Source organism: Pseudothioclava alba, assembly GCF_033100795.1.
Taxonomy (GTDB): domain Bacteria; phylum Pseudomonadota; class Alphaproteobacteria; order Rhodobacterales; family Rhodobacteraceae; genus Pseudothioclava.
This window is the reverse complement of record NZ_JAWLVI010000002.1, coordinates 119,410-143,164: the sequence shown is the minus strand read 5'-3', so window position 1 is coordinate 143,164 and position 23,755 is coordinate 119,410. Positions and strand designations below refer to the sequence as shown.

Genomic DNA, 23,755 nt, shown 5'->3' with positions numbered 1-23,755 from the left:
CGGTGATCCAGACCAATCGGGTTCTAATCGTCGGGGCCGGATTGGGCGCCCTTTATGCAGCGCTGAAACTGGCGCCGCGTCCGGTTCTGGTCATTTCGCCCGAGGAACTTGGCGAGGGGGCGTCCTCGGCTTGGGCGCAGGGCGGGGTCGCGGCCGCGATGGCGGCAGGTGATACGCCCGAAAGCCACGCGGTCGATACTGTGAACGCGGGCGCAGGCACCGTGGATGCCGCGATCGCGCGCATGGTCACGGGCGAGGCGGCGCAGCATATCCTTGACCTTACCGCGCTGGGCACGCCCTTCGACCGCGATGCCGAGGGTGTTTATGTGATGTCGCGCGAGGCGGCACATTCCACGGCGCGTGTGGTGCGCGTTAAGGGCGATCAGGCCGGACGCGAGATCATGCAGGCGCTGATTGCGGCGGTGCGCCAAACGGCCTCGGTTCAGGTTGCCGAGGGCGTCCTTGCCTCGGGTATCGAGGTGCAGGACGGTATCGCAACGGGTGTCTGGCTGGAAAAGGCAGGCGAGCCTTCGGGGCGTGTGCTGGTCCGTTCGCCCGCAATCCTTTTGGCGGGTGGCGGGTCTGGCGGTCTGTTTGCCGTAACGACCAACCCGCCGCGCATCCGCGGGCAGGTTATCGGCATGGCGGCGCGTGCAGGTGCCTGTATCGCCGACCCCGAGTTCGTGCAGTTTCACCCGACAGCCATCGTCGCGGGTGAAGACCCTGCCCCCCTCGCGACCGAGGCTTTGCGCGGCGAAGGCGCGACGCTTATCAACAACACCGGCGCGCGTTTCATGCCCGCCGTGCATCCCGATGCAGAGCTGGCCCCGCGCGACATTGTGGCTCGTGCGGTCTATCTTGAGCGTCAAGCAGGCCGCGAGCCGTGCCTTGATACGCGCGAGGTTCTGGGTGCCGAGCTTCTTACACGCTTTCCTGCCGTGGCCGAGGCGTGCAAGCGTGCGGGCATCGACCCCGTAACGCAGCCGATCCCCGTGGCCCCCGCCGCGCATTATCATATGGGCGGAATTGAAACCGACGCGCAGGGTCGCGCCAGCCTTGAGGGGCTTTGGGTCTGCGGCGAGGCATCCTCGACCGGCCTGCATGGGGCGAACCGGCTGGCCTCGAACGGGCTTTTGGAGGCGCTGGTCTATGCCCGCCTCTGTGCGATTGGTGTTGGCGAAAAACTGGGGCCGATTGCACCGGCCGATGCGGTTGACCTTAGCTTCCCCGACGGGGCCGAGGTTGTAGATGAGGCTGCTGTTGCGCGCCTGCGCGCCGCGATGACCGATGGCGCGGGCGTTGTGCGTGACGCGGATGGCCTGACCCGCACGCTGCGCATCATTGCGGAAATCGAAGCCGAGCATCCGCAAGAGGCGATGCAGAATATGACCGCAACCGCAACGCTGATTGCCGCCGCTGCCCTTGCGCGCACTGAAAGTCGCGGCGGTCATTTCCGCGCCGATTACCCGCAGGCCGATCCGGCGCAGGCTGCGCGCACCCATATCACACTCGATGAGGCCCGCGCGATCCGCTCCCGCGCTCTGGAGGACCAACGATGACCGCTTCGCTTCCCGATTTCCTGCTGGAACCGTTGGTGCGCGCCGCGCTGACCGAAGATCTTGCGCCGATGGGAGATGTGACCACCCGCGCGGTCATTCCGGCGGGTGCGCGCTATGAGGCGCGGCTGAATGCGCGCGAAACCGGCGTTGTCTCGGGGATGCAGATTGCCGCGATGGCCTTTCGTCTGGTTGATCCGGCTTTGAAGGTGAAAACTCTTGTGCCGGATGGCCGCCCCTGCGACCCCGGCCAGACGCTCATGACGATCGAGGGCGAGGCGGCTTCGATCCTGATGGGTGAACGTGTCGCGCTGAACTTTGCTGGCCGCCTGACGGGGATTGCAACGAAAACGGCGGGCTTTGTTGCCCAGACCAAAGGCACGAATTGCAAGATCACCTGCACCCGCAAAACCACGCCCGGTTTGCGCGCGGTCGAAAAGCTGGCCGTGCAGCATGGTGGCGGCTCGAACCACCGTTACGGGTTGTCGGACGCGATCCTGATCAAGGATAACCATATCGCGGCGGCGGGCGGTATTCGCGCGGTGCTCAAGGCAGCCAAGGCGGCGCGCTCGCATATGATGCGGGTCGAGCTGGAGGTGGACCGTCTCGACCAGCTTGAAGAGGCGCTGTCTGTTGGCGGTGCGGATGTCATCTTGCTGGACAACATGGACACGCCGACCCTGAAAAAGGCCGTCGCGCTGACCGCAGGCCGCGCCGTGCTAGAGGCGTCGGGCAACATGAAACTTGACCGGATCGCCGAGGTTGCCGCGACCGGCGTTGACTATATCTCGTCGGGCGCGCTCACCCATTCGGCGCGCACGCTCGACCTCGGGCTGGATTTCTGATTACTTCAGATGCTCTGCGAAGGCGGTGAAAACCGTCTCGTAGACATCGCGTTTGAAGGGGACGATGCTTTCGACCACTTGCGGATGTTCCATCCATGACCAGACCGAAAACTCGGGGTGTTCGGTCGCGATATTGACCTGAGCATCGGTGCCAAGATAGCGGAACAGAAACCACTTCTGGCGCTGGCCGCGATATTTGCCCTTCCAGATTTTGCCAACCAGATCGTGCGGCAGGTCGTAATAGACCCAGTCATCGGCCTTGGCGACGAACTCCACCAGATCGTCGGTGATGCCGGTCTCTTCCCACAGCTCGCGCAGCGCGGCGGCGCGGGGCTTTTCGCCCTCGTCGATCCCGCCTTGCGGCATTTGCCATGCATTGCCAGGGTTGTCGATCCGCTGGCCGGTAAAGATGCGCCCCTCGGCGTTCATCAGCACGACGCCAACGCAGGGACGGTAGGGAAGGGCTTCGATCTGGTCACGGGTAAGCATCTGGAATCCTTTAGAAAGAAACGGGGGCGCGCGGCCCCCGATCCGGATTTTATTGTGCGACTTCGGCCTTTTGCACCGTGCCACCTGTTTCCGGCGCGATGACAGACAGCCCGCGCAGAATATCGATGGCATAGGCAAGCTGATAATCCTCAAGCCGGAGCTTGGCGGATTCTTCAGCGTGCTTACGCTCTTCCTCGGCCTGACGCAGCTCGTCTTCGGTCATCGAGTCATTCGACAGCGAGCCGCGCAGATCTGCTTCGGTCGTGCGGTGCGGTTTGTCCTCGGTCGCGGTTTCATCGGCAGGCGCGCGCGGCGGCTGTTCGACCACGATATTCGGCGCGATACCAAGCGACTGGATCGAGCGGCCGGACGGCGTGTAATAGCGCGCCGTCGTCAGGCGCATTGCGCCATCGCCACGGATCGGCATAACCGTCTGGACCGAGCCTTTGCCGAAGCTCTGCGTGCCCACGACAATCGCGCGACGATGGTCTTGCAGCGCACCGGTCACGATCTCGGAGGCCGAGGCCGAGCCGCCATTGATCAGCACGACAATCGGTTTGCCCTCGGCCATGTCGCCCGGCGTCGCGTTAAAGCGCTCGCTCTCTTCGGGTTTGCGGCCACGGGTCGAGACGATCTCGCCCTTGTCGAGGAAGGCATCCGACACAGCAATCGCCTGATCCAGCAGGCCGCCGGGGTTGTTACGCAGGTCGATGATAAAGCCGCTGACCTTGTCGATGCCCCCGGCCTCTTTCACTTGTTTCTCCAGCGAATCCTGGAGGTTCGGGAAGGTCTGGTCATTAAAGGTCGTAACGCGCAGCACAACCGCGTTGCCCTCAAGGCGTCCGCGAACCGCCGTCAGCTTGATCGTATCGCGGATGATCGACACGTCGAAGGGTTCCGCCTCGCCTTCGCGCACCACCGTCACCACGATCTCCGAGCCGACCGGCCCGCGCATCAGGTCAACGGCGTCATTCAGCGTCAGCCCCAGCACGGATTCGCCATCGACATGGGTGATAAAATCGCCCGCCTGAATGCCAGCCTGCTCGGCCGGAGTGCCATCCATCGGCGAGACAACCTTGATAAAGCCGTCCTCCTGCGTGACCTCGATCCCCAGCCCGCCAAAGCTGCCACGGGTCTGCACCTTCATATCGTCGAAGTCTTCGGGCGGCAGATAGCTTGAATGCGGGTCAAGCGAGACCAGCATCCCGTTGATCGCAGCCTCGATCAGGTCTTTCTCGTTGACCTCCTCGACATAGTCCGCGCGGATTCGTTCAAAAATCTCACCGAACAGGTCAAGCTGTTCGTAGACGGAGGCGGGTTTTGCGGCCTCTTGCGCCATCAGCGGAGCGGCGATCTGCGTCGAGATAAGGGCGCCTGCAATCGTGCCGCCCATCGCGGCGAATAGAAACTTTTTCATACTGAACCTTTTCAGTCCTTTGTTTGTGCGAACCACGCGCTCGGGTTCACGGGCTCCCCGCCCTGTCTTAGCTCCAAGTAAAGCGTCTCCGAACGACCTGCGCCACCGCCAAGTTGCGCAGAACGCACAAAATCTGCACCGAACTCGCTGGCAACGGCATCGCGCCCGCCCATCAGGCCGACTGCATCGCCCGCCGCCAGCACATCTCCGGTTTCACCATAGACCGTCCCGAGGCCGGCCAGAACCAGAAGATAGCCCTCAGACGGCTCAAGGATCATCACATTTCCGTAGTCCAGCAGCGGCCCGCGATAGCGGATGGTCGCTGGCCACGGCGCGCGCACCAGAGCAAGGGGCGCCGTGGCAAGGATCAACCCTTTGCGGCGGATCCCTGCCGCGTCGGCCTCGTCAAAGCGGCGCAGCACCGAGCCGATCACCGGAAGAGGCAAGCCGCCCATCGCGCCTTCGAAATCCTCCATCGGCGCGCCGATGTCCGTATCCAGATCGGACAGACCAACCGCAAACCCCTCCAGCGTATCGGCGCTTTCCACCAGTTGCCGCAAGTCCTCGGGTTCTTCGATATAGCGGCCGGGCAGGGCGCTGCGTTCGGATACCGCCTGACTTAGCGCGGTGCGCGCGTCCTGAACCGATTGCAGGCCAGCGTTCAGTGTCGCGGCGGCGCTTTGTTGCAGCTCGCGGAGCGTCTGGATTTCGTTCAGGCCGGATTTCAGCTTGTTCGCCTCGGATTGTAGCGCGGGCGTGACCGAAGATAGCACCATCCCCGAGCGCGCCGACCCAAGCGGCCCCGTCGGATGCAGCAAAAGCAACGGCCCCTCTGACTGCTCCATCGTCGACATAACGCCCAAAAGACGCCCGATCTCCTCGCTTTTCGCGTCAAATTGAGTGCGAATTTCGCGTTCTCGGATCGCCGCGCGGCGTAACCCGTCACGCAGCGCCCCAAGCCCCGCCTCATAGGCGCCGATGGTTTCGGTCAGTGCGGCCACGCGGTCCTTTTTGGTCTGGGCCGCGTCCAGTGCCCCGATGGCCGCGCGCAAATCATCGGCGGCTTGAAGGGCTACATCCGCTGCGGGGCTGGCCACCGCAGCGCTTGCCGACAGAAAAAATGCCCAGAGCGCGTTCCGCATGATTACCGGACGATCAGGGTTTCGCCGGTCATTTCTTCGGGCTTGTCCAGGCCCATGAGGTCAAGAAGAGTCGGCGCCAGATCGGCCAGTCGCCCTTTGCGCAGGCTAACGCCCGCCGGACCACCGATCAGCCCGACCGGCACAAGGTTGGTGGTATGCGCCGTATGCGGCCCGCCGGTTTCCGGGTCGATCATCGTTTCGCAATTGCCGTGGTCGGCGGTCACGATCATCGCGCCGCCCGCCTTTTCCAGCGCTTCAATCACGCGGCCCAGATCGCGGTCGATCTCTTCGCAGGCAGCCATCGCAGCCTTGAGAGAGCCTGTATGCCCCACCATATCGGGGTTCGCAAAGTTCACGACAATCAGGTCATAGCCATGCTCGATCGCGGCGATAAACTGGTCCGTCACCTCGGGCGCCGACATTTCGGGCTGTAGATCGTAGGTCGCAACCTTGGGCGATTTCGGCATGAAGCGGTCTTCGCCTTCTTCGGGCAGCTCTTTGCCGCCATTCAGGAAGAAGGTGACATGCGGGTATTTCTCGGTCTCGGCCAAACGGAACTGGGTCTTGCCCTTCTTGGCGACCCATTCACCCAGCGTGTTCTTGATTTCGCGCTTCGGGTAGGCAGTTTGCATATAGGCGTTATGGCTGACGGAATATTCAACCATACCCAGAAGTGCCGCCCATTCGGGGCGGGTGCCGGTGTCGAAATCAGAGAAACCCGGCTCCGCCAGGGCGCGCAGAATTTCGCGCGCGCGGTCTGCGCGGAAGTTCAAGCAGAAGAAACCATCGCCATCTTTTGCGCCTGCGTAGCCATCAATGACGGTGGGGGCGATGAATTCGTCCATCTCGTTTTTGGCGTAAGAGGCCGCAACTGCCGCAACCGGATCTGCCGCCGTTTCACCTTTGGCGTTGACCATCGCCTCATAGGCGCGGCCCACGCGCTCCCACCGGTTATCGCGGTCCATCGCCCAATAGCGGCCGATGACGGTTCCGACCGAGCACCCCGCAGGCAGGCGGCTCATCAGGTCTTCGACAAATCCTTTGGCCGAGTCCGGCGCCACATCGCGCCCGTCCGTAATGGCGTGCAGAACAACTGGCACGCCCGCGTCCGACACGGCTTTGCAGGCGGCCAGAACATGTTCGATATGGCCGTGCACACCGCCGTCCGACACGACCCCCATCAGATGCGCGGTCCCGCCCGAGGCCTTGAGCTTGGCCACGAATGCCGAAATTGCCTCATTTGCGAAGAACGACCCGTCCTCGATCGCAAGGTCAATGGCGCCAAGGTCCATCGCCACCACGCGGCCCGCGCCGATATTGGTGTGCCCGACTTCCGAGTTCCCCATCTGCCCGGTCGGCAGACCCACATCCGGCCCGTGCGTGATCAGCGTCGCCTTGGGGCAGGTTGCCCATATCCGGTCGATGTTGGGCGTATGGGCCAGCGCGGGGGCGTTACCCTCGGTCTCGGCGCGCTCGCCCCAACCATCAAGAATGCACAGAACAACGGGTTTCGGATGGGTCATGGCGGCCTCCTGCAAGCTTCGCAGATGTCTTACGCGCGCAGGTGGAAAACGGCAACCGAAACAGGGTCACGAATGGAAGATCAGGCGATGGGCCTTATGTTCTGTGCTGTCGATTTCCGTGTGTTTGCCCGCGCGCAGAAGCCGCGTAAGATCGGCGTCGGGATTGCGGAAATAGCGCTTGCGAATATCCAGCATCACAAGCCCGCCTGCCTTGACCGTATCAACGAACAGATCGGCATATTCGCCGATGGGATAATGGAAGCCGCAGGAAATCAGGCTGGTGACAAGATCGCCCCGCACCTCCTTCATCCTGGCGGGTGCCTTGCGCGGGTTGACGGCTGTCACATCCTTGGCGCCATTCGCGCGCAAGAACGCCTCCGCTTCGGACAAAGAGGCATAGCCCGAACCGCTGCTGTTCCAGTTGTGGTATTGTTGCGGCGTTTCCTCGATATCGACCAGCGTCACGGCGCAATCGAAATCCTTGACCAGAAATACGTCGTTCAGTGCCTGCCCGCAGCCGATGTCGACAACGCGGGCCGGTTTGCGGCCCATTTTGGCAAGCTCTGCGCGCAGGGGCAGGTAATCGACAAATACCTCTTTCAGGGTGCCTTGGAAAATCTCGTCACGGCGTTTGACCACCTCGGCCTCAAGCGGATTGGTCTGTCCTGCTTCCCACGCCTTGCGAGACGCCGCGCTGATCTGCTTGGTGCGCTGATAGCACATCAGCATCATCCCATGCGTCGAGATCGTTTCGCCCGAAATTGCCAGTTTATCCAGCGGTTCCATTCCTGCCTCATCAACTTGTTACACGACACTATGTGACCGAGTATAAGAAAGAATAACCGGACAAGCAAAATTTGTGCAGGCGTGCGGGCCGCTTAAGCCCGATGATAGGGCGTTCCGGCAATAATCTGCCCGGCGCGGTAGATCTGTTCCGCCAGCATCACCCGCACCAGCATGTGCGGCCAGACCATCTTGCCGAACGAGATCGCATAATCCGCCCTCGCGCGCAGCGAAGGCGCGATCCCGTCCGCGCCGCCAATCACAAAGCACACATCGCGCGCGCTATCGCGCCACGCGCCAATCTTTTCGGCAAACTCGGGCGATGAGATCACCGCGCCGCGCTCATCCAGAATAACGAGGGCAGCACCCTGCGGGATGGCGCGTTCGAGCAGTTGCGCTTCGGCGTCCATCCCGAGGTTTTTCTTACCCTCGACCTCGATAATCACAGCCGGCCCCAGCCCGAAGCTGCGGCCCGCCTTGTTGAAACGGTCGAGGTAATCGTCGATCAGGCTCAGCTCGGGGCTTTTGCGAAGCCGCCCCACCGCGAGGATCGTGATCTTCATGCGTCAGACCGGTGCGCCCGTGGGCATCCACATCTTTTCGAGCTGATAGAACTCGCGCACTTCGGGGCGGAAGACATGGACGATCACATCGGCGCTGTCGATCAGCACCCAGTCGCCTTGCTCTTTGCCCTCGATCCGGCAATTCCGCCCGAAATCCTCTTTCATGCGCTGCACCAGCTTTTCGGCGATAGCAGCAACCTGACGGGACGACCGACCCGAGCAGATGACCATGTAATCGGCAATCGACGAGCGACCGCGCAGATCAATGGTGACGATCTCTTCGGCTTTGTCGTCTTCAAGCGATGTGATGATGCGCGCCAGAATCTGGTCGCTGGTCGGCTCCGTGGCACTGTCGCTCATGGGAGCCTCCGGTGAAGCCGCATTTGCGGCGGGTTGACGAGACAGGACATAGTCCTCCAAGGGTTGCACGCCGCAATCGCCCCGGCGCCGGGCCTGTTACAAAGGTAACACCCAAGTCGTTAATTCTCAACGACCCGAGATCAGGAATTCTGTCCGGTCGGCCAATCTGCGCGGAATGTCAAGTTTCAAAGGGCAGGTCAGTGGCTTTGCCCCGAGATTTCCTTGCGGGTTCGTGCGCCATGGCCTATATCGCGACGCATGATGACTGTTTTCGACATGGATGACCGCGCCCGCCTGCGTGAGCGCTTTTACGGCGAAAGCCACTCAATCCTCGCCCGACTTTGACAGCGGGTTCCGAGGTGCGCCTGCATGCGCGCCCATCCAGTCTTCGCAATTCGTAAGCTATCCCCAAGAAAGAGAGAGCCATGTCTGCTCCTAAGACCCTCTATGATAAGATCTGGGACGCCCACGTCGTTTCCCAGGACGAAGACGGCACCTGCCTGCTGTATATCGACCGTCACCTCGTGCACGAAGTGACCAGCCCGCAAGCCTTCGAAGGGCTGCGGATGACGGGCCGCAAAGTGCGCGCGCCGGAAAAAACCATCGCCGTGCCGGACCACAACGTTCCCACGACGACCGACCGCGAAAACGGCATCGAAAACGAGGAATCGCGTATTCAGGTCGAAGCGCTTGACAAGAACGCCCGCGATTTCGGCGTGAACTACTATCCGGTGTCTGACGTGCGTCAGGGCATCGTGCACATCGTCGGCCCCGAGCAGGGCTGGACCCTTCCGGGCATGACCGTTGTGTGCGGCGATAGCCACACCGCGACCCACGGTGCATTCGGCGCACTGGCACACGGCATCGGCACCTCCGAGGTCGAGCACGTTCTGGCAACCCAGACGCTGATCCAGAAGAAATCGAAGAACATGAAGGTCGAGATCACCGGCCAGCTGCGCCCCGGTGTGACCGCAAAAGACATCACCCTCGCCGTGATTGGCGCCACCGGCACCGCTGGCGGCACCGGCTATGTCATCGAGTATTGCGGCGAAGCGATCCGCAACCTCTCGATGGAAGGCCGCATGACGGTCTGCAACATGGCCATCGAAGGCGGCGCCCGCGCCGGCCTGATCGCGCCGGACGAGACCACTTTCGAATATGTCAAAGGCCGCCCGCACGCCCCTAAAGGCGCGCAGTTCGAGGCAGCTCTGACCTGGTGGAAGACCCTCTTCACCGACGAAGGCGCGCAGTTCGACAAAGTCGTGACGCTGAAAGGCGAAGAGATCGAGCCGGTTGTGACCTGGGGCACCTCGCCCGAGGACGTTCTGCCGATTTCGGGCGTTGTTCCGGCGCCCGAGTCGTTCAAAGGCGGCAAGGTCGAGGCAGCCAAGCGCGCGATTGAATATATGGGTCTGACCGCTGGTCAAAAGCTGACAGACATCCAGATCGACACGGTGTTCATCGGTTCGTGCACCAACGGCCGGATCGAAGACCTCCGTGCCGCTGCGGAAATCCTGAAAGGTAAGAAGATCAAGGACGGTATCCGCGCGATGGTCGTTCCGGGTTCGGGCCTTGTGCGTGCGCAGGCCGAGGAAGAGGGCATCGCCCAAGTCTTCATCGACGCCGGTTTTGAATGGCGTATGGCGGGTTGCTCGATGTGCCTTGCGATGAACCCCGACCAGCTGTCCGAGGGTGAGCGTTGCGCCTCGACCTCGAACCGCAACTTCGAGGGCCGTCAGGGCTATAAGGGCCGCACCCACCTTGTGTCGCCCGCCATGGCTGCTGCCGCTGCGCTTACCGGTCATCTGACCGACGTCCGCGAAATGCTCTGAGGAGAGACCGGAATGGAAAAGTTCGAAAAATTCACCGGCATCGCGGCGCCCATGCCGCTGGTCAACATCGACACCGATATGATCATCCCGAAGATCTTTCTGAAGACGATCAAGCGCTCGGGCCTTGGTGTGAACCTGTTCGACGAGATGCGCTATGACCGTCAGGGCAACGAGATCCCCGATTTCGTCCTGAACAAGCCGCAGTATCGCGAAGCGCAAATCCTTGTGGCGGGCGATAACTTCGGCTGTGGCTCCTCGCGTGAGCACGCGCCTTGGGCGTTGGCGGATTTTGGCATCAAGGTCGTGGTTTCGACCTCGTTTGCCGACATCTTCTTCAACAACTGCTTCAAGAACGGCATGCTGCCGATCGTTCTGCCGCAAGAGCAGGTCGATCTCCTGATGAAAGACGCGGAAAAAGGCGCCAATGCGCGCATGAGCGTTGATCTGGAAGCGCAGGAAATCACCACTTCGGACGGCGAAACGATCAAGTTCGATGTCGATGCGTTCAAGAAGCACTGCCTGCTTGAGGGTTTGGATGACATCGGCCTGACGCTGGAAAAAGAGGCTGCGATCAGCAGCTTCGAGGCACAAAACGCAACCGCCCGTCCGTGGGTCTAAGCGTCTGACGACCGCGCCCTAGTGGCGCTAAAGCGTTGAAACACAAGATATTGGCCGCCTTTCGAGGCGGCCTTATTTTTGCTCTGAAATTGATGCAACAGCGCACCAGTTCTTCCCCGAAATGGCCGGAAACGGATTGTTAACCTAAACAAGACATTGCCAGGGGTGGTGAAAATGGGCAAATTCATGGCAGGAATAAGGCAGGCCGTCAAAATTGGCGGAAATAACAAGGGGCTACGGCGCGGCAATGTATCGCGACCGGGCAAGGTTAGGGGCAGTGGGTCAGTGCTTTCTCGACTGACAGGGGCGCTTGTGCGCGCGTTTTTGGTGGTATTGGTGATCTCCATACCCTCACTTATGCTGCCCGGCGTGAGTTCGGATACCGTTCAGATCGTCGCATTGGTCGCGTTTTTTGCGGGTGCGCTGACCTTCTTTGAATATGCTTCCGTTTATCCCGGCCTTGTCGAGTTCCGCGACGCCCCGCCGTTCAATCGCATCCGCTTTGTTTCGCTTATGGCGACGGTTACGCTGCTGTCTGTGGTTGTGCTGGCGCGCCATGAGACGACGACGCTCACGCGCTTTGTCGATGTGCTGGGCAGCGCGATGGCGCATTCGATCGACGTTCCCTATAGCCCCGTTCGCCTGCTGGTGCTGATGCTGCCCGTGGACGCAAGTGCTGCCCATATCGAGATCGTGCGCACCGCCGCTGGCATCTCCTATATGATCTCGCTGATCTCGCTGGCCTATTTCGTTCTGATCCTGCGCGCGCTGGGCTGGCCCTATGCTTCGGGCGGGTTCAATGTCTGGGTGAACCTTCCGACGTTCGATCCGACGGCTGGCGGCGATGTGGTCGAACGGCTGCGCCGCGACGGGTGGTTCAATATCGCGTTGGGCTTTCTTTTGCCCTTCGTCATTCCGGCGGTCCTGAAGGCTATTTCGACCAGCTTTACGCCTGTGACGCTGGAAAACCCGCATACGATGATCTGGATGGTGACGGCATGGGCTTTCCTTCCGGCAAGCTTGTTCATGCGCGGTATCGCGATGGGGCGAGTCGCTGCGATGATCGAGCAAAAGCGCCGCGCAAATCACGCAGCCGATTTTATTCCGGCCTGATCGCACTTGTGCTTGCGGGTCCGGCCTGGGCCGGGCCTTTGCGTATTGCAACCTTTGACGCGGGGCTGAGCCGTGATGGGCCGGGGCTGTTGCTGCGCGATATTCAGCGCGAAGAAGCGCAGGTTATGGCTGCCGCAGAGACGATAACCGCAGCTCAGCCCGATATTTTGCTGCTGACGGGCTTTGACTGGGATTATCAAGGGCAGGCGCTTGCAGGTTTTGCGGCGCTGCTGGAGGGGCAGGGCGTTTCCTATCCCTATCGCTTTGCTGCCCGCCCGAATTCCGGTGTCCCGACGGGATTTGATCTGGATGGAAATGGCCGGACAACCGATCCGCCCGATGCGCAGGGCTATGGCCGCTTTACCGGCGATAACGGGCTGGCGATCCTGTCGCGCTATCCGATTGCCACCCAGGGCGCGCGCGATTTTTCGAGCCTGTTGTGGCGCGATTTACCGGATACTCTGATTGCGGGGGCTGACCTCACGCCCGATGCGCAGGCAGTGCAGCGCCTTTCCAGCACAGGACATTGGGACGTGCCGATTACCCTGCCCGAAGGGGAGCTGCATCTATGGGCTTTTGCGGCAACTGCGCCGGTTTTCGATGGTCCCGAGGATCGGAACGGGCGGCGCAACCATGACGAGGCGGCTTTCTGGCTGCGCTATCTGGATGGGGCTTGGCCCGCGCGCCCCTCTGATGCGCCGTTTGTCCTTCTGGGCAAGGCGAACCTTGATCCGGCAAAAGGCGAGGGGCGGCGCGAGGCTTTGCTTGCCCTGCTGACCGATCTGCGCCTTCAAGACCCGTTACCAAGCGCAGACACGGCGGATTTCGGCGGGGATTTGGGGGCTATGCGGGTGGATTACGTTTTGCCCGATGCGCGCCTGAAAGTTCTGGATGCCGGCGTCTACTGGCAGACGGCTGCGTCGCGTCACGGGCTTGTCTGGATCGAAGTCGACTGGCCGACCGGGGGCAAAAGCGGGCTTCGGTGAAACGCCAAGAGTAGCGACGTTTGGGAGGTGGTGAAACTAGGGGAGGTGCCCTGTAGTTTGTGAAATTTCACAAAGTCTTGCTTTGTTCTCATCAGATAGACTGAACGAAACAAGCGCAATAGCCAGTGTATTTCTTTGCTCTTGCCTTTTGTTTCACTTCGCGCGGTTCAATGACGCCTGCCTCATATCTTGCAGCCCCCTACCTGACCTTGCCGGGCGTGTTCGAGGGGCCGGCGGGGCCATTGCAATTCATCTCGTAGACGCAATCGTGCTGGATCACCTCCTGCCCAGAGACCGAGAAGCTTGTCTTGTTTGACTGCGGCCTGCACCAGCCTGTGTTGACGCCGGATTTTATGCCGCCACCGGTGCCCGGCTCATCACCTGTAACCTTGTTTGTCCGGCTCGCCATGGTGAAGGCCTGCTGGCCACCAAGGCGGACTTTGCTGTCGGTGCTTTCAGGCCAGCCAAGCTCTGAAACGATCATGTAAGGAACCGGTACCCTGACGGCCATCTTCGAGGAATATGAGACCCACCCGCAGCGCATGCGTCCGTTGCGGGCTGCGATGGAAGAACGCCTGCTTCGGTCCTTCGCGGGTCTGATCAACCAGCTTCGGCAACAGGATTTTGGGATCGAGCGTTACATCTGGCGCTCCCAGGACGACGCCAAAGTCTGTGACAGCCACGCCGAATTTTACGATCAGGTATTTCGCTGGGACGATCCGCCCGCAGGCGGCCACCGAACACCGGCTTCAATGTGCGACAGAAATCCTTGGCGTCGACCCCGGATCGGCCGAGGGGCTCCTTGCCGCGATGGCCCGCGAGTTGGTGCAGGAAACGGTTATCTCCGGTCTCGGGTCAAGTTTGGACAAGACGTAGATCAAGGTGAAGGGCCGCTGGAGCCCGTTTGCACCCCTCAGAAAAATTTGCGACGGAACCTGATGCGCGAAATATCGCCACGCGATATATGTTACATTCGGAAGCGCAAAGAAGAATTCTTGGAGCGGCGCGAGATCGCCGGAATGGGATGCCTGCCGATACGCAGGTCACGGGATGATCCGTCTCGCGACATTTTGCCCCAGACGGCAGAGCCGTAGACCGGCAGATCGCAGCCGTCATGCTTCGGGGATCAGAAACCTGTCCCGCGCAGAGCGGGTCGCGCGCTGAAGATACTCGGAAACGACGCGGACCCGTGAGAGATCTTCGGTGCTTTGGTGGCTGAGAATCCAGACGTTGCGGTTGAGAACGTATTTGTCAGTCAGAACCGGCACCAGTTCGGGGTCATCAATCGCCATGAAACGCGGCAGGATGCCAAGGCCCGCGCCTGCGCGGATCGCCTCGCGTTGCGCGATGATCGAACTTGAGGTGAACCCAGCCGGAGCCGAGATGCCAAGCTCTTCCAGATAGCGCAGTTCCTTGAAAAACATCATGTCCGAAATATAGCCCGCCAGCCGGTGTCCGCGCAGCTCTTGCGGGTTGGTGGGGGTGCCGTGGCGGGCCAGCATCGGGGCGACAAAGAACGTCCCCAGCCCGTCAGGCGCCGCAATGGGCTCGGGCTGACTTTTAGAAACCCGGGGTTCAGTTGGCTGCCGGACCCACTTGGACCGAATAACTCACGCACGCAAATCCGCAGCGGCCACTGTGGCCGCTACAAATTGGTATTGCCTTCTCAGCGTGGCGGGCCTTTTTGGAAGGATTTGTCGGGCGTGCCGCTGAAGCACTTGAGAACCCAAGGGTATGTTTCCGTTACATAATAGCCGTATTGTCCATTGACTGTCATCCCATTGCAGGCGTCCAAATCTCCGGTGTTCGCAAAGACATAATCATCGACATACATCCCGTCGTATGTGCCGCCGGGGTTGCCATTCCCTGACGGGCGATCTCCCGGCCGTAGGGCATAACCCGAACGTGCTTTGCGAAGTTTTCCTAAGTCATCGACAAAGTAACTGCCGTAAATTGGAAAACCGTCGGCAGCGAACCCGATGACGGGGGAGCCGGCTTTGCTTGGAGTGTCGCCAAACATAGCCATGGGGTTGCCGTGGTAGTGATAGCGGCCATCGGGCTGGGTATGGGCGTTATGAGAATCCGGTCCGAAACCGGCTCCTGGTCCGAGCGGATCCAAGAGCCAGTCGTCGTTTTCAACGGTGCAGCCTATGGCGACATTCCCGTTTGCATCGACACGGTTGCCCAGCGGGCGATAGCAGCCAGCCGAAAGCATATCGAGGACGATCCCGTTAAGCATGATCGCATCATAGCTGCGCTGGCTGAGTGCTGTAGGACGGGCCGCGATGGCAGGGAATCGAGGCAACGTGAAGCTGCTGATGACCTCGGTGACGGGTTTTACAAAATGCGCTCCTTGAGTGTTAAAGCTGTGATTGGGAACCGAGTTCGAGGTGAACGTGCAGGCGGTCGATGAGTTGGTGACGTTCAACGCTGCGTGTAAATGGCGTCCATCCTGCGCATCCTCAGCGTCTGCATGATATACGGCTGCATAATCGGCGCAATCGGTAGAACGCGTGTCAAAAATTGCATTGGTGATGTCGATGCTGGCCGGTTCAGCTTTGGCTTCTGGCATGCTGCTGCAAGCTGCGCCAAGAGCAAGTAGGGCGGTCGATGCGGTAAGGATTTTTGTGTTCAGCATGTGGGATATATTCTTGAAGTGCTAAGAGACCAGATAAAACCCGCAGCTCCAAGGGCTGCGGGTTCCGTTTGCGAAGATCACTCCCAGCCGGGATCAAAGACTACGGTGAACTCGGAATCGTCTTTGTCATTCGTAGCGACAATCGTGCCGTTACTGTTTGACCAGTAGCGTTTGTATTCCCTGTTCTTGAGCGTAATCACATCGCCATCGCTCAGGCAGGTTCCCGCCATCTTGACCTTGCCGATGTAGAACTTCTTCTTGCCGTCACCAGTATCGCCAGCTTCGCCATTCAGCGCGGTTGATTTGTCTTTCTTGACGCGCATGTACCAGTCTTCACTTTGGGTATCCTCGTCACCCAAGCGAATGCCGACGACTGATCCGTCTTTAAGGCAATTGCTGTCATCAAAGTTTATAAAGGTCCAACCGATGTAGTCGCTGACCGTCGAGGTCGTGCCCGGAGCGCCGCGATCTTTCGACCAGCTTACATATTTCCCGTCCGACGTTTTCAGCGCCAGCGTGGTGCCAAGGTCATCGCTATCAAGCCCGTCGGTGCTGTCATAGTCGTCCGAGGTTTCATAGCTGCCCGTATCCGGCCAAGGGCAAACCTCACCCGCGTTCAGCTTGATCGTTTCGCCGAAGATCTTTGTGCTGGCCGAGAATTTGATACAGCCCACATCCGCGTCGAAACTTTGCGAAATGCCCGAAGAGACCTTCTTGCACTTCGACACTTTTTTGCCTGCGAGCTTGACCTTGCCGCAGAACTTCGCAGATCCGTCGAAATCGATGTCCCCCGACAATTCACCTTCTTTCGAAAGCTTCATGTCGGCATCGCCTGAGGCCGCGAGTTTCACATAGCCGCCCGCCAGACCACCATCCACGCCGAACTTCTCTTTGACGTCGAAGCTGACGGTAAATTTCTGGTCTTTCGACAGGAACGCCTTGGCGGCATCGGTCGCATAGGAAGTGCCGTCAACCGAAGACAGGGTGTAGCCCATGATCTTGATGTCGCCGACAAAGGCCATTGCGGCGTCTTCAGCCATATCGCAGGGCTTGATCTTCGGGCTGCTCAGGTCAAAGCCCATGAACTTGAACTTCTCGATGTCAAGATAGCAGCTGTCGTCAGTGATCGCGCCAGAAACGTTCAGCTTAGAGTCAAAGCCGTCGATGTCCATCTTCGCCGAGACCTCAAGCCCCGAAGACGACAGGCTGAACGAGGTGTCGGACATATCGATACCATACATATCAAGCGAATTCGCCTCGAAGGCGAAGATAAAATCACCACCGGTCTTGAGCGTGCCGTATCCGGTCATCTCCTCGCCCAGCATCGGCACCAGGAAATGCGCGATGTTAGCCAGCGAACTTGGCAGACCGAAATCGTCGTCGGTATCCATCGTCATGCCAATGCGCACGCCATCCTTGTCGACGACGAAGCTGCCCGTTCCGATCTCCATCGCGACCGAGGCGCCAAGCATGTCAAAGCCGATGCTCGCAGCTGCGTTCACGCCCACTTCACCGGTTTCCACATCAACGAAAAACGTGCCTTCAGCGGTGGCCATATCGGCAAGTTCGAACTCGCCTACCATCACCACATTGGCGCTGAAGTTCTCTTTGGCGGGGTCTTTCTTCGAGGACTGATAGACATCGACCTCGGAAGTATAGGTGAAATCGCCGTCGACCGAAAAGCCGAAGCCGCCAGTCAGCATATTACCGTCATCGCCTTTGCCAGAGGCGGACTTGATAAATTTGTTCACACCATTTGCCAGCATCGCCGGGCTGGGAATCGGGCCTTCGTAATAAAGGCTTCCGTTTTTAACCTCGATAGCCAACGAGGCGGCAACATCAACGGGCGTTGGAATCGAGATGCTGGTCGTGTCGCCGATGCCGATCTCCAGACCAGTGCTGATGGCCGTGTAAAGAACGAAGTCCTTGCTGTCGAAGGTCAGAAAATCGGGCTGATCGGTGATCTGATCGCCGGGCAGCAATTCAAGTGCCAACTCGCCTGCGCTCAGCGTCAGATCGCCAAGCCCGAAGCCCGCAGGTGTAACCAGTTTCACCCCATCAGGCCCGATCGAGGCGTCGACGTCTCCGATCGAAAAATCGCCGATCGTGATTGGTCCCGAGTAGGTGTATGTCTTGCCTGCGGCATCCTCGGTGGCCGCCCATGCGTCCCCCGCGTCAATCGTGATCGTGCTGGAACCGTAGCCGATTTCAAGCGAGTCATCGTCTTTCAACGTCAGCACGAAATCCGAGGGGGAAAAGGATTTGGCCTGCGCGGATGACGCGGCCAGAAAGGCGGATAAAGCAAAAACCGATACGCTACAGAGGGTGGGTTTGACACGCATGTGCGGCCTCCTCATGAGAGTAGAGAGTCCCACAAACTGCGCGCGTTCGTTCTGTCGGGCTATACCCCGTTCTTGGTATATGGCGTTGTTTCGGCTCGCGTTGCCGTGCGACATACCCAATTCTTGGTATTGGCGGATAGCTCCCACCGCGTTAGCCGTGAGGGAATAATCTGGCGTTGGCTCGGGGCAGGGTTCGCGTCGTCAAAATGAGCAGAACCATGGCGCACATTCCCTTTATGCGCCTGCCCCGTTATGCGCCTCATCTTCTGGTGATGGCGCTGACAGTCTCGGGTTGTTCCGTCACCGAGATGCGGCAGGATGACGATAAACGGCTTCAGCAGCTCAGCCACGGGCAGGATGCGCTGGACGAGTTCAGCCCGCTGGATGGCGCCTCGCATTTGGTCAAGGGCAAAGCCCTTCTGGCAGGTGCAGGAAGCTCGTTGCATGACCTTTATTTCGCGCGCTCCGCGTTCGAGCGTGCGGCCGTGTTGCAGGTTGATGATCCGGCGCCCTATTATCTGGCAGGCTATACCAACTACCGGCTGGGGAATTATGACGCGGCCTACCGTGCGTTTCTCGGCGCGGCGCGTCTGGATCAGAGCTCGGACGGGTGGTGGATGGCAGCCCTTTCGGCGCTACGCTCGAACCACGAGCTTCTGGCGCAAGCGCTGTATGACAAAGGCAAACAGGCGCGTCCCGGCCGGTCGGTGATCCTTGGTGCCTATATGCATGACCTTTACGCGGCAGGCAGCGGTGCGAAAATCATGGCGCGCTTTGACGGGAATCTGGAGGCACCTTCCTTCACTTGCGAGAAACCCGACGAAGAGATCGAGGGGAAGGATGGCATCTGCGCCAGTGACCTTCAGGTCGAGCTTTTCATCGTTGAGCGGCAGGCGGAATCTGGTTCCTCTATCGGTCAGGATTTGATGGCGGGGCTGACAATCGGCGTGAGTGGCACCCCCTACGAGTTCACGCGCTCCCGCACCCACTCGCGCGCGCTGGCAGACGGCGCTCCCGCATCCACGCTCGATACCGGAAGCGACATCACGCGCACGAACGGGATCACCATTGACCTGCCAAGTGTCGATTACGCGCTGAGCATGGCCTCGGACGCGGAAGCCGTGAACACGATCAGCTCGACTCCGGTGCTCAAGGTGGCGCTGGACCAGGACGCGAAGCTGTTTGTCGGCCAGAACCTGCATATTGTGGGTGCCGATGGCACGGATGACAGTATTGACGAAGATGTGGGTATTACGCTCGAACTCGAGCTTCAAAAATTCACGGGCACCGCGGCGACCCTACATGCGGCGGCCGAGATTTCGGACTATGTGCCGCCGGTTCTGGGCCAGACCTTCACCAAGGTAGAGATCGACAGCTCCACAGTCGAAAGCGGCGGCCAGGTGCCCTATAATACGGCTTTCTTGCTTGGTTCGCTTGAGATGACGTCGCGCGATGATGCGCGCGGAGGGCAAAAAGGGCTGCGCCAGATTCCCGTCGTGGGCAACCTGTTCGGCAATCAGGTTACCTCGGTCGCAACCCACGAGGTCGCGATCCTTCTGACCGTGCGCCCGCCTGAAGCCATCGAGAAGTCGCAAGAAACGATATTCCTGAATGACCTAAAGAACCTTGGAGTAACCTTGCCGACAGTTGCGAAGCGGGTCTCCATCGTCCACAAATCCCCCACGCTAGGGGCGGTAATAGGCGAGATGGGGCTTTTGCCCTGATCCGAGAGCGAGGGACCGCCCGGATGACGGAAATGACAGATACGGTCCGCATTCTCGTGCTCGAGGACAATGTCGCGGTGGCAGACAGGCTGTGCCGGATTTTGCAGGATTGGGGCAGGGCGCGGATCGTGGGCAACTGCGCTTTCCTCAAGGACGCGCTTGGCCAGATCGAAACCACCAAGGTCGACCTGCTGGTGGCCGATATACATCTTGGCGATGGCAGTGGTATCAGCGCGATTGAGGCGATGCAAAAGCACCACCCGAACGGTCAATCTATCGTCATCTCTGCTCTGAGCGAGCGCCCGCTGGTGATTGATGCCCTGCGTGCCGGTGCGACCGGATATATCCTGAAAGACGATGACAGCCTGGGGATAGTCGAGGCAATCGAGGCCATTCTGGACGGCAAATCCCCTATCTCTATCGGCATTGCCCGACATATGATCGAGATGATCCAGTCCGGCAGGGCGCAGCCTGCAAGATCGCACGACGCCCCGAGCCTGACGACGCGCGAAATCGAAATCCTCAATGCGATTGCCAAAGGTTTCACCAACCGGGAGGTCGCCGAAATTCTGGGAATTTCGTCGCAGACGGTTCCGGTGCATATCCGCAATATCTACCGCAAGCTTCAGGCTACCAACCGGACCGAAGCGACCTATGAGGCCCGCAGGCTGGGCATTCTTGGCACATGAGGGTGTATGATCTGTTCTGGCGAGGCCTTGCCGCTGGTCTGTTCGCTCTCGGCGTTGTTGCTTTGCTGGCCTTCGGGGTCGAGCCACCCTCGGGCAAGAGTATCCTGCTGGCGCAGACTTCCGGCGCGCAGCCTCATGAGCTTCCGCAGCGCTGGAACGGGACGGTAGGGCGAGTCGAAACACGCCAGTTCGGTTTCGAGTTCGAACACCGGCTCGATGCGGACGCGCCCCTGCATCTCTATGTGCCCTATTTCGAACAGCGCCTCTCCCTGGGCCTGAACGGGATTGACCTGACGGCGCAGGCGAATCTGACGCCTTGGCGCGGACCGCTGTCTTCCGCGTCCGCGTTGGTTCTGTTGCCTTCCGAGGTGTTGCACGACGGAAAAAACCGGATAGATCTGACGGTGTCGACCGGACCGCTCAAATTCGGCGCCCTCTCGCGCCTGTATCTTGGGCCGGAGACGGAGTTGGCCCCCTATTTCCGCCTGCGCAATTTTATCGAGCATGATCTCAAGGTCATTGTGTTCGGTGTGCAGGCATTTCTTGCGCTGGCGTGTATTATTCTGGTTGCAGCACACCGACGGGAAGAGCGGTTTGCCTGGCTCGGAGTGTCGATGGTTGCCTCGTGCCTGTTTTCTCTAGGCACTTTCGGCGATACATTTCCGCAAGTGCTCCCGATTGTTCCCTGGGCCTTTATGCTGGCCCCGCCTGCAGCGATCGGGTTTCTTGGCTTCGCAGCGAGCCTTGAAGGAATACGCCGGACCCGGGCGCTGACAATCGCCGCGATTATGATGCCGACCATGGGATATATTCTGATCCTGAGCGGGATGGCTCCATTGGCCGAAATTGTCCTGTGGGTTATCTTACCGATCACTGCCGCCAGCCTATCGGTCGCTCTTGTTATTCTGGTCCGCCTTTTCTGGTGCCAGCCCTCGGCGGATCTGGCATTCCTCGTGTCAGGCCTTTTGCTGATGATCGGCGCGGTGGTTCATGATCAGTTTCTCCGGCTCGGCTATTTGGGAAACGGTGTGTTTCTGGCGCAGCCCGCGCGACTGCTGACACTGGTTGGGATCGCCATCTTCCTGATGCTGCATCTGGCGCGTATTACGCGTGAACTCGATCAAGCCGCACGGACCCTGAGCGAGCGTTTGCGTCAACGTGAAGACGAATTGGCTGTGGTCTTCGAACGCGAACGGACTCTAGCTGAAAAAGCCGCCAGCCAGTCCGAGCGGACCCGTATCATGGCGGAACTCCACGATGGCGTCGCGGGGCACCTTTCGACGATCGTAGCGCTTAGCGACGCGGAACAAACTGACCATCGAGGCATCCAGACCGTCGCGCGCCATGCCTTGGGCGAGTTGCGCATGGTGATCGACGCACTGGTCATGCCAGAAGGGGACTTGCGGATCGCGCTGGCCTCGCTGCGTGAGCGATCAATTGATCCGCTCAGGCGCCTCGGGATCGAGACCGAATGGTCTATGGTGCATCTGCCCGATGTCAAATGGATGTCGCCCGAACAGACGCTGTCGGTGCTACGCATTCTGCAAGAGGCGATCTCGAATGCGGTGCGACACGGAATGCCGCAAACCCTTCACATCAAAGGCGAAGCGATGAGTTCCGGAAAATTCGCCATTCACGTCGTGAATGCGGGCGGCAAGGGATTTCACAAAACCTCCGAAGTTCGTCGGTATGGAGTGCAGAATATGGCGCGGCGTGCCGAGGCGCTCGGTGGAGAGACCGTTATCCGGGCACGCGGGGATGGCGCTGAATTCACGCTGATTTTGCCGACACACGGGCCGGAATCTGTCTGATCTGTCTCAGGTGGCGTTTTCCCAACTGCTTGACAACGCTGACATATCGCGCGCGCTCAGAAAATCGAAAGCTTGCGAGGGTATCCGGTTGGCTTGCCGAATAGGTCCAAACGCAAACAGCCACCCAAGGCGGGGTGGCTAAGCGATTCTAACTAGCGGGAAATTTGGTCGGAGCGAGAGGATTCGAACCTCCGACCCCCTGCTCCCGAAGCAGGTGCGCTACCAGGCTGCGCTACGCTCCGACCGTGGGCGGGGATTAGCCCCCCACGCAGATATTTGCAAGGGGTTTTGCGAAGAATTCGTCACTCGCGTGATGAACCGATGCCATCCTCACCGCTGACGCCTTGGGTCAGCAGTCGCTGGATCAGCGACGAGCGCGGGACCGTCGGTGTTTCACCCCGCCAGCGCGTGCGCAGAACGGGCTGGTTGGCCGAGGTGCCTTTGCCCTCGCGGAACACGATATACATGCCCGATGCGATTACGATTGCAGCACCGGCAAGCGTCGGACCGTCCACACCCTCGTTGAAAAAGATGTAGCCGTAAAAGATCGCCCAAATGATTTGCGAATATTGCATCGGCGCGACGATGACCGCCTCGCCCTCGCGATAGGCCAGAATGATAATGAACGAAGCCAGAAGGCCGAACGCCCCCACGACCCCCATCAACCCAAGCTCACCAAGGGACATGGGCTGATAGACGAAGGGCAGCATCACCCCCATCGCGACGAAATTCCCGATGATCGGATACAGCAGCAGAACGATTGACCGTTCCTGCCCGCCGATCTTGCGCACGATCACCGAGGCAAGCGCCGAACAGACCGAGGCCGCAATCGCTGCCAGGTGGCCTAATGTCAGATCTGTCTGGCCGGGGCGGACAACCACAACCACGCCGATCAGGCCGACGATCACGGCAATCCAGCGGCGCAAGCGCACGGTTTCGCCCAGAAGCGGGATCGACAGCACCGTCACCAGCAAGGGCGCTGCGAACAGGATCGGGTAAACCTGCGCCAGCGGCAAATGGGTGAAGGCGTAAAACGCCGACAGCCCCGTCACCACCACACAGATCGAGCGGAACAACAGCCAGCCGGGATAGACCGGCCGGAGCGAGGTCTCGCGCTTGTCCTGTAACATGATGACCGAGGTGATCGGGAAGCTCAGGAGCGCCGCGAAAAAGATGATCTGGATCGCGCTGAACCCGCCGCCAAGGCTTTTCACTACCGCATCATGCGCAGCGTAAATCGCCATTGCCAGAAGCCCCAGCAAAGCGCCTTGCAGGTTGTTTCTCGGTTCCGACATCTGCGCCTCCCGTTACCGCTCACATAGCA

22 protein-coding genes and 1 tRNA gene are annotated in these 23,755 nt (G+C 60.0%); 10 read left to right on the top strand and 13 right to left on the bottom strand.

Annotated elements, in window-relative coordinates; all coding sequences use genetic code 11:
- Positions 1 to 2 precede the first annotated feature (2 nt).
- Complete coding sequence (locus RYZ20_RS06575; protein ID WP_317671654.1) at positions 3 to 1,559, top strand: L-aspartate oxidase; 1,557 nt, start codon at positions 3 to 5, stop codon at positions 1,557 to 1,559.
- Entirely contained in the window at positions 1,556 to 2,401 is an 846-nt protein-coding gene (nadC, locus tag RYZ20_RS06570; RefSeq protein WP_317671652.1) for a carboxylating nicotinate-nucleotide diphosphorylase, read from the top strand. The genes RYZ20_RS06575 and nadC overlap by 4 nt, the downstream gene beginning before the upstream one ends.
- On the opposite strand, the gene RYZ20_RS06565 is transcribed toward nadC, so the two are convergent.
- The 7 genes from RYZ20_RS06565 to rsfS all read right to left on the bottom strand — a co-directional run bounded on the left by RYZ20_RS06565 (position 2,402) and on the right by rsfS (position 8,678).
- Complete coding sequence (locus RYZ20_RS06565; RefSeq protein ID WP_317671650.1) at positions 2,402 to 2,890, bottom strand: RNA pyrophosphohydrolase; 489 nt, start codon at positions 2,888 to 2,890, stop codon at positions 2,402 to 2,404.
- Between the two features lie 49 nt (positions 2,891 to 2,939).
- Positions 2,940 to 4,307, bottom strand: coding sequence for a S41 family peptidase (locus RYZ20_RS06560; RefSeq protein WP_317671648.1), 1,368 nt, complete (start codon positions 4,305 to 4,307; stop codon positions 2,940 to 2,942).
- A gap of 11 nt (positions 4,308 to 4,318) precedes the next feature.
- The gene (locus RYZ20_RS06555) at positions 4,319 to 5,452 is read right to left on the bottom strand and encodes a murein hydrolase activator EnvC family protein (protein WP_411572339.1); all 1,134 of its coding nucleotides are present in this window, start codon (positions 5,450 to 5,452) and stop codon (positions 4,319 to 4,321) included.
- Positions 5,452 to 6,972, bottom strand: a complete 1,521-nt coding sequence (gene gpmI / locus RYZ20_RS06550; RefSeq protein ID WP_317671644.1) for a 2,3-bisphosphoglycerate-independent phosphoglycerate mutase — start codon at positions 6,970 to 6,972, stop codon at positions 5,452 to 5,454. The genes RYZ20_RS06555 and gpmI overlap by 1 nt, the downstream gene beginning before the upstream one ends.
- Before the next feature lie 66 nt (positions 6,973 to 7,038).
- Positions 7,039 to 7,758, bottom strand: coding sequence for a class I SAM-dependent methyltransferase (locus RYZ20_RS06545; protein ID WP_317671642.1), 720 nt, complete (start codon positions 7,756 to 7,758; stop codon positions 7,039 to 7,041).
- Between the two features lie 92 nt (positions 7,759 to 7,850).
- Positions 7,851 to 8,318 carry a 23S rRNA (pseudouridine(1915)-N(3))-methyltransferase RlmH gene (gene rlmH, locus RYZ20_RS06540; protein WP_317671640.1) on the bottom strand — a complete coding sequence of 156 codons (468 nt, stop codon included), beginning with the start codon at positions 8,316 to 8,318 and terminating at the stop codon, positions 7,851 to 7,853.
- A gap of 3 nt (positions 8,319 to 8,321) precedes the next feature.
- Entirely contained in the window at positions 8,322 to 8,678 is a 357-nt protein-coding gene (gene rsfS / locus RYZ20_RS06535; RefSeq protein ID WP_317671638.1) for a ribosome silencing factor, read from the bottom strand.
- Between the two features lie 425 nt (positions 8,679 to 9,103).
- Between rsfS and leuC the strand changes: the two genes are divergently transcribed.
- The 4 genes from leuC to RYZ20_RS06515 all read left to right on the top strand — a co-directional run bounded on the left by leuC (position 9,104) and on the right by RYZ20_RS06515 (position 13,227).
- Complete coding sequence (leuC, locus tag RYZ20_RS06530; RefSeq protein ID WP_317671636.1) at positions 9,104 to 10,510, top strand: 3-isopropylmalate dehydratase large subunit; 1,407 nt, start codon at positions 9,104 to 9,106, stop codon at positions 10,508 to 10,510.
- A gap of 12 nt (positions 10,511 to 10,522) precedes the next feature.
- Entirely contained in the window at positions 10,523 to 11,128 is a 606-nt protein-coding gene (gene leuD, locus RYZ20_RS06525) for a 3-isopropylmalate dehydratase small subunit (RefSeq protein ID WP_317671634.1), read from the top strand.
- A 285-nt stretch (positions 11,129 to 11,413) separates the two neighbouring features.
- Positions 11,414 to 12,241 carry a hypothetical protein gene (locus RYZ20_RS06520; protein WP_317671632.1) on the top strand — a complete coding sequence of 276 codons (828 nt, stop codon included), beginning with the start codon at positions 11,414 to 11,416 and terminating at the stop codon, positions 12,239 to 12,241.
- Between the two features lie 38 nt (positions 12,242 to 12,279).
- Positions 12,280 to 13,227 carry an endonuclease/exonuclease/phosphatase family protein gene (locus RYZ20_RS06515; protein WP_317671630.1) on the top strand — a complete coding sequence of 316 codons (948 nt, stop codon included), beginning with the start codon at positions 12,280 to 12,282 and terminating at the stop codon, positions 13,225 to 13,227.
- 199 nt (positions 13,228 to 13,426) lie between these two features.
- Here the strand turns inward: RYZ20_RS06515 and RYZ20_RS06510 are convergent, their stop codons facing one another.
- Positions 13,427 to 13,738 carry a PAAR-like domain-containing protein gene (locus tag RYZ20_RS06510; protein ID WP_317671628.1) on the bottom strand — a complete coding sequence of 104 codons (312 nt, stop codon included), beginning with the start codon at positions 13,736 to 13,738 and terminating at the stop codon, positions 13,427 to 13,429.
- A gap of 31 nt (positions 13,739 to 13,769) precedes the next feature.
- On the opposite strand from RYZ20_RS06510, the gene RYZ20_RS15855 reads away from it, so the two are divergent.
- On the top strand, positions 13,770 to 14,321 hold the full coding sequence (locus RYZ20_RS15855; RefSeq protein ID WP_411572332.1) for a structural protein: 552 nt from the start codon (positions 13,770 to 13,772) through the stop codon (positions 14,319 to 14,321).
- A gap of 18 nt (positions 14,322 to 14,339) precedes the next feature.
- Here RYZ20_RS15855 and RYZ20_RS06500 read toward each other — a convergent pair whose 3' ends face one another.
- From RYZ20_RS06500 to RYZ20_RS06490, 3 genes are all read right to left on the bottom strand, one after another.
- Complete coding sequence (locus tag RYZ20_RS06500; protein ID WP_317671624.1) at positions 14,340 to 14,729, bottom strand: LysR substrate-binding domain-containing protein; 390 nt, start codon at positions 14,727 to 14,729, stop codon at positions 14,340 to 14,342.
- Positions 14,730 to 14,893: 164 nt separating this feature from the next.
- Complete coding sequence (locus RYZ20_RS06495; protein WP_317671622.1) at positions 14,894 to 15,865, bottom strand: YHYH protein; 972 nt, start codon at positions 15,863 to 15,865, stop codon at positions 14,894 to 14,896.
- Between the two features lie 77 nt (positions 15,866 to 15,942).
- Positions 15,943 to 18,207, bottom strand: coding sequence for a hypothetical protein (locus tag RYZ20_RS06490; protein WP_317671613.1), 2,265 nt, complete (start codon positions 18,205 to 18,207; stop codon positions 15,943 to 15,945).
- 218 nt (positions 18,208 to 18,425) lie between these two features.
- On the opposite strand from RYZ20_RS06490, the gene RYZ20_RS06485 reads away from it, so the two are divergent.
- The 3 genes from RYZ20_RS06485 to RYZ20_RS06475 are packed head-to-tail and all read left to right on the top strand — an operon-like array spanning position 18,426 to position 22,431.
- Positions 18,426 to 19,931 carry a hypothetical protein gene (locus RYZ20_RS06485; protein ID WP_317671611.1) on the top strand — a complete coding sequence of 502 codons (1,506 nt, stop codon included), beginning with the start codon at positions 18,426 to 18,428 and terminating at the stop codon, positions 19,929 to 19,931.
- Positions 19,932 to 19,954: 23 nt separating this feature from the next.
- Positions 19,955 to 20,620: a response regulator transcription factor gene (locus tag RYZ20_RS06480; protein ID WP_317671609.1), complete on the top strand. Its 666-nt coding sequence runs from the start codon at positions 19,955 to 19,957 to the stop codon at positions 20,618 to 20,620.
- 2 nt (positions 20,621 to 20,622) lie between these two features.
- Positions 20,623 to 22,431: a sensor histidine kinase gene (locus tag RYZ20_RS06475; RefSeq protein ID WP_317671607.1), complete on the top strand. Its 1,809-nt coding sequence runs from the start codon at positions 20,623 to 20,625 to the stop codon at positions 22,429 to 22,431.
- A gap of 165 nt (positions 22,432 to 22,596) precedes the next feature.
- Here RYZ20_RS06475 and RYZ20_RS06470 read toward each other — a convergent pair.
- Together RYZ20_RS06470 and RYZ20_RS06465 are read right to left on the bottom strand one after the other, a co-directional pair.
- A tRNA-Pro gene (locus RYZ20_RS06470) sits at positions 22,597 to 22,673 on the bottom strand.
- A gap of 60 nt (positions 22,674 to 22,733) precedes the next feature.
- Positions 22,734 to 23,726, bottom strand: coding sequence for a DMT family transporter (locus tag RYZ20_RS06465; protein WP_317671605.1), 993 nt, complete (start codon positions 23,724 to 23,726; stop codon positions 22,734 to 22,736).
- Positions 23,727 to 23,755: the final 29 nt, after the last annotated feature.

Bases quoted from the DNA above. Each gene is read 5' to 3' on its own strand.
- RYZ20_RS06500 (WP_317671624.1), bottom strand. From the start codon at position 14,729: ATGCTGGCCCGCCACGGCACCCCCACCAACCCGCAAGAGCTGCGCGGA.
- RYZ20_RS06480 (WP_317671609.1), top strand. From the start codon at position 19,955: ATGACGGAAATGACAGATACGGTCCGCATTCTCGTGCTCGAGGACAAT.
- RYZ20_RS06490 (WP_317671613.1), bottom strand. From the start codon at position 18,207: ATGCGTGTCAAACCCACCCTCTGTAGCGTATCGGTTTTTGCTTTATCC.
- RYZ20_RS06545 (WP_317671642.1), bottom strand. From the start codon at position 7,758: ATGGAACCGCTGGATAAACTGGCAATTTCGGGCGAAACGATCTCGACG.
- leuC (WP_317671636.1), top strand. From the start codon at position 9,104: ATGTCTGCTCCTAAGACCCTCTATGATAAGATCTGGGACGCCCACGTC.
- RYZ20_RS06485 (WP_317671611.1), top strand. From the start codon at position 18,426: ATGGCGCACATTCCCTTTATGCGCCTGCCCCGTTATGCGCCTCATCTT.
- RYZ20_RS06560 (WP_317671648.1), bottom strand. From the start codon at position 4,307: ATGAAAAAGTTTCTATTCGCCGCGATGGGCGGCACGATTGCAGGCGCC.
- RYZ20_RS06510 (WP_317671628.1), bottom strand. From the start codon at position 13,738: ATGGCCGTCAGGGTACCGGTTCCTTACATGATCGTTTCAGAGCTTGGC.
- RYZ20_RS06465 (WP_317671605.1), bottom strand. From the start codon at position 23,726: ATGTCGGAACCGAGAAACAACCTGCAAGGCGCTTTGCTGGGGCTTCTG.
- RYZ20_RS15855 (WP_411572332.1), top strand. From the start codon at position 13,770: ATGCGTCCGTTGCGGGCTGCGATGGAAGAACGCCTGCTTCGGTCCTTC.
- rsfS (WP_317671638.1), bottom strand. From the start codon at position 8,678: ATGAGCGACAGTGCCACGGAGCCGACCAGCGACCAGATTCTGGCGCGC.
- leuD (WP_317671634.1), top strand. From the start codon at position 10,523: ATGGAAAAGTTCGAAAAATTCACCGGCATCGCGGCGCCCATGCCGCTG.
- rlmH (WP_317671640.1), bottom strand. From the start codon at position 8,318: ATGAAGATCACGATCCTCGCGGTGGGGCGGCTTCGCAAAAGCCCCGAG.
- RYZ20_RS06565 (WP_317671650.1), bottom strand. From the start codon at position 2,890: ATGCTTACCCGTGACCAGATCGAAGCCCTTCCCTACCGTCCCTGCGTT.
- gpmI (WP_317671644.1), bottom strand. From the start codon at position 6,972: ATGACCCATCCGAAACCCGTTGTTCTGTGCATTCTTGATGGTTGGGGC.
- nadC (WP_317671652.1), top strand. From the start codon at position 1,556: ATGACCGCTTCGCTTCCCGATTTCCTGCTGGAACCGTTGGTGCGCGCC.
- RYZ20_RS06495 (WP_317671622.1), bottom strand. From the start codon at position 15,865: ATGCTGAACACAAAAATCCTTACCGCATCGACCGCCCTACTTGCTCTT.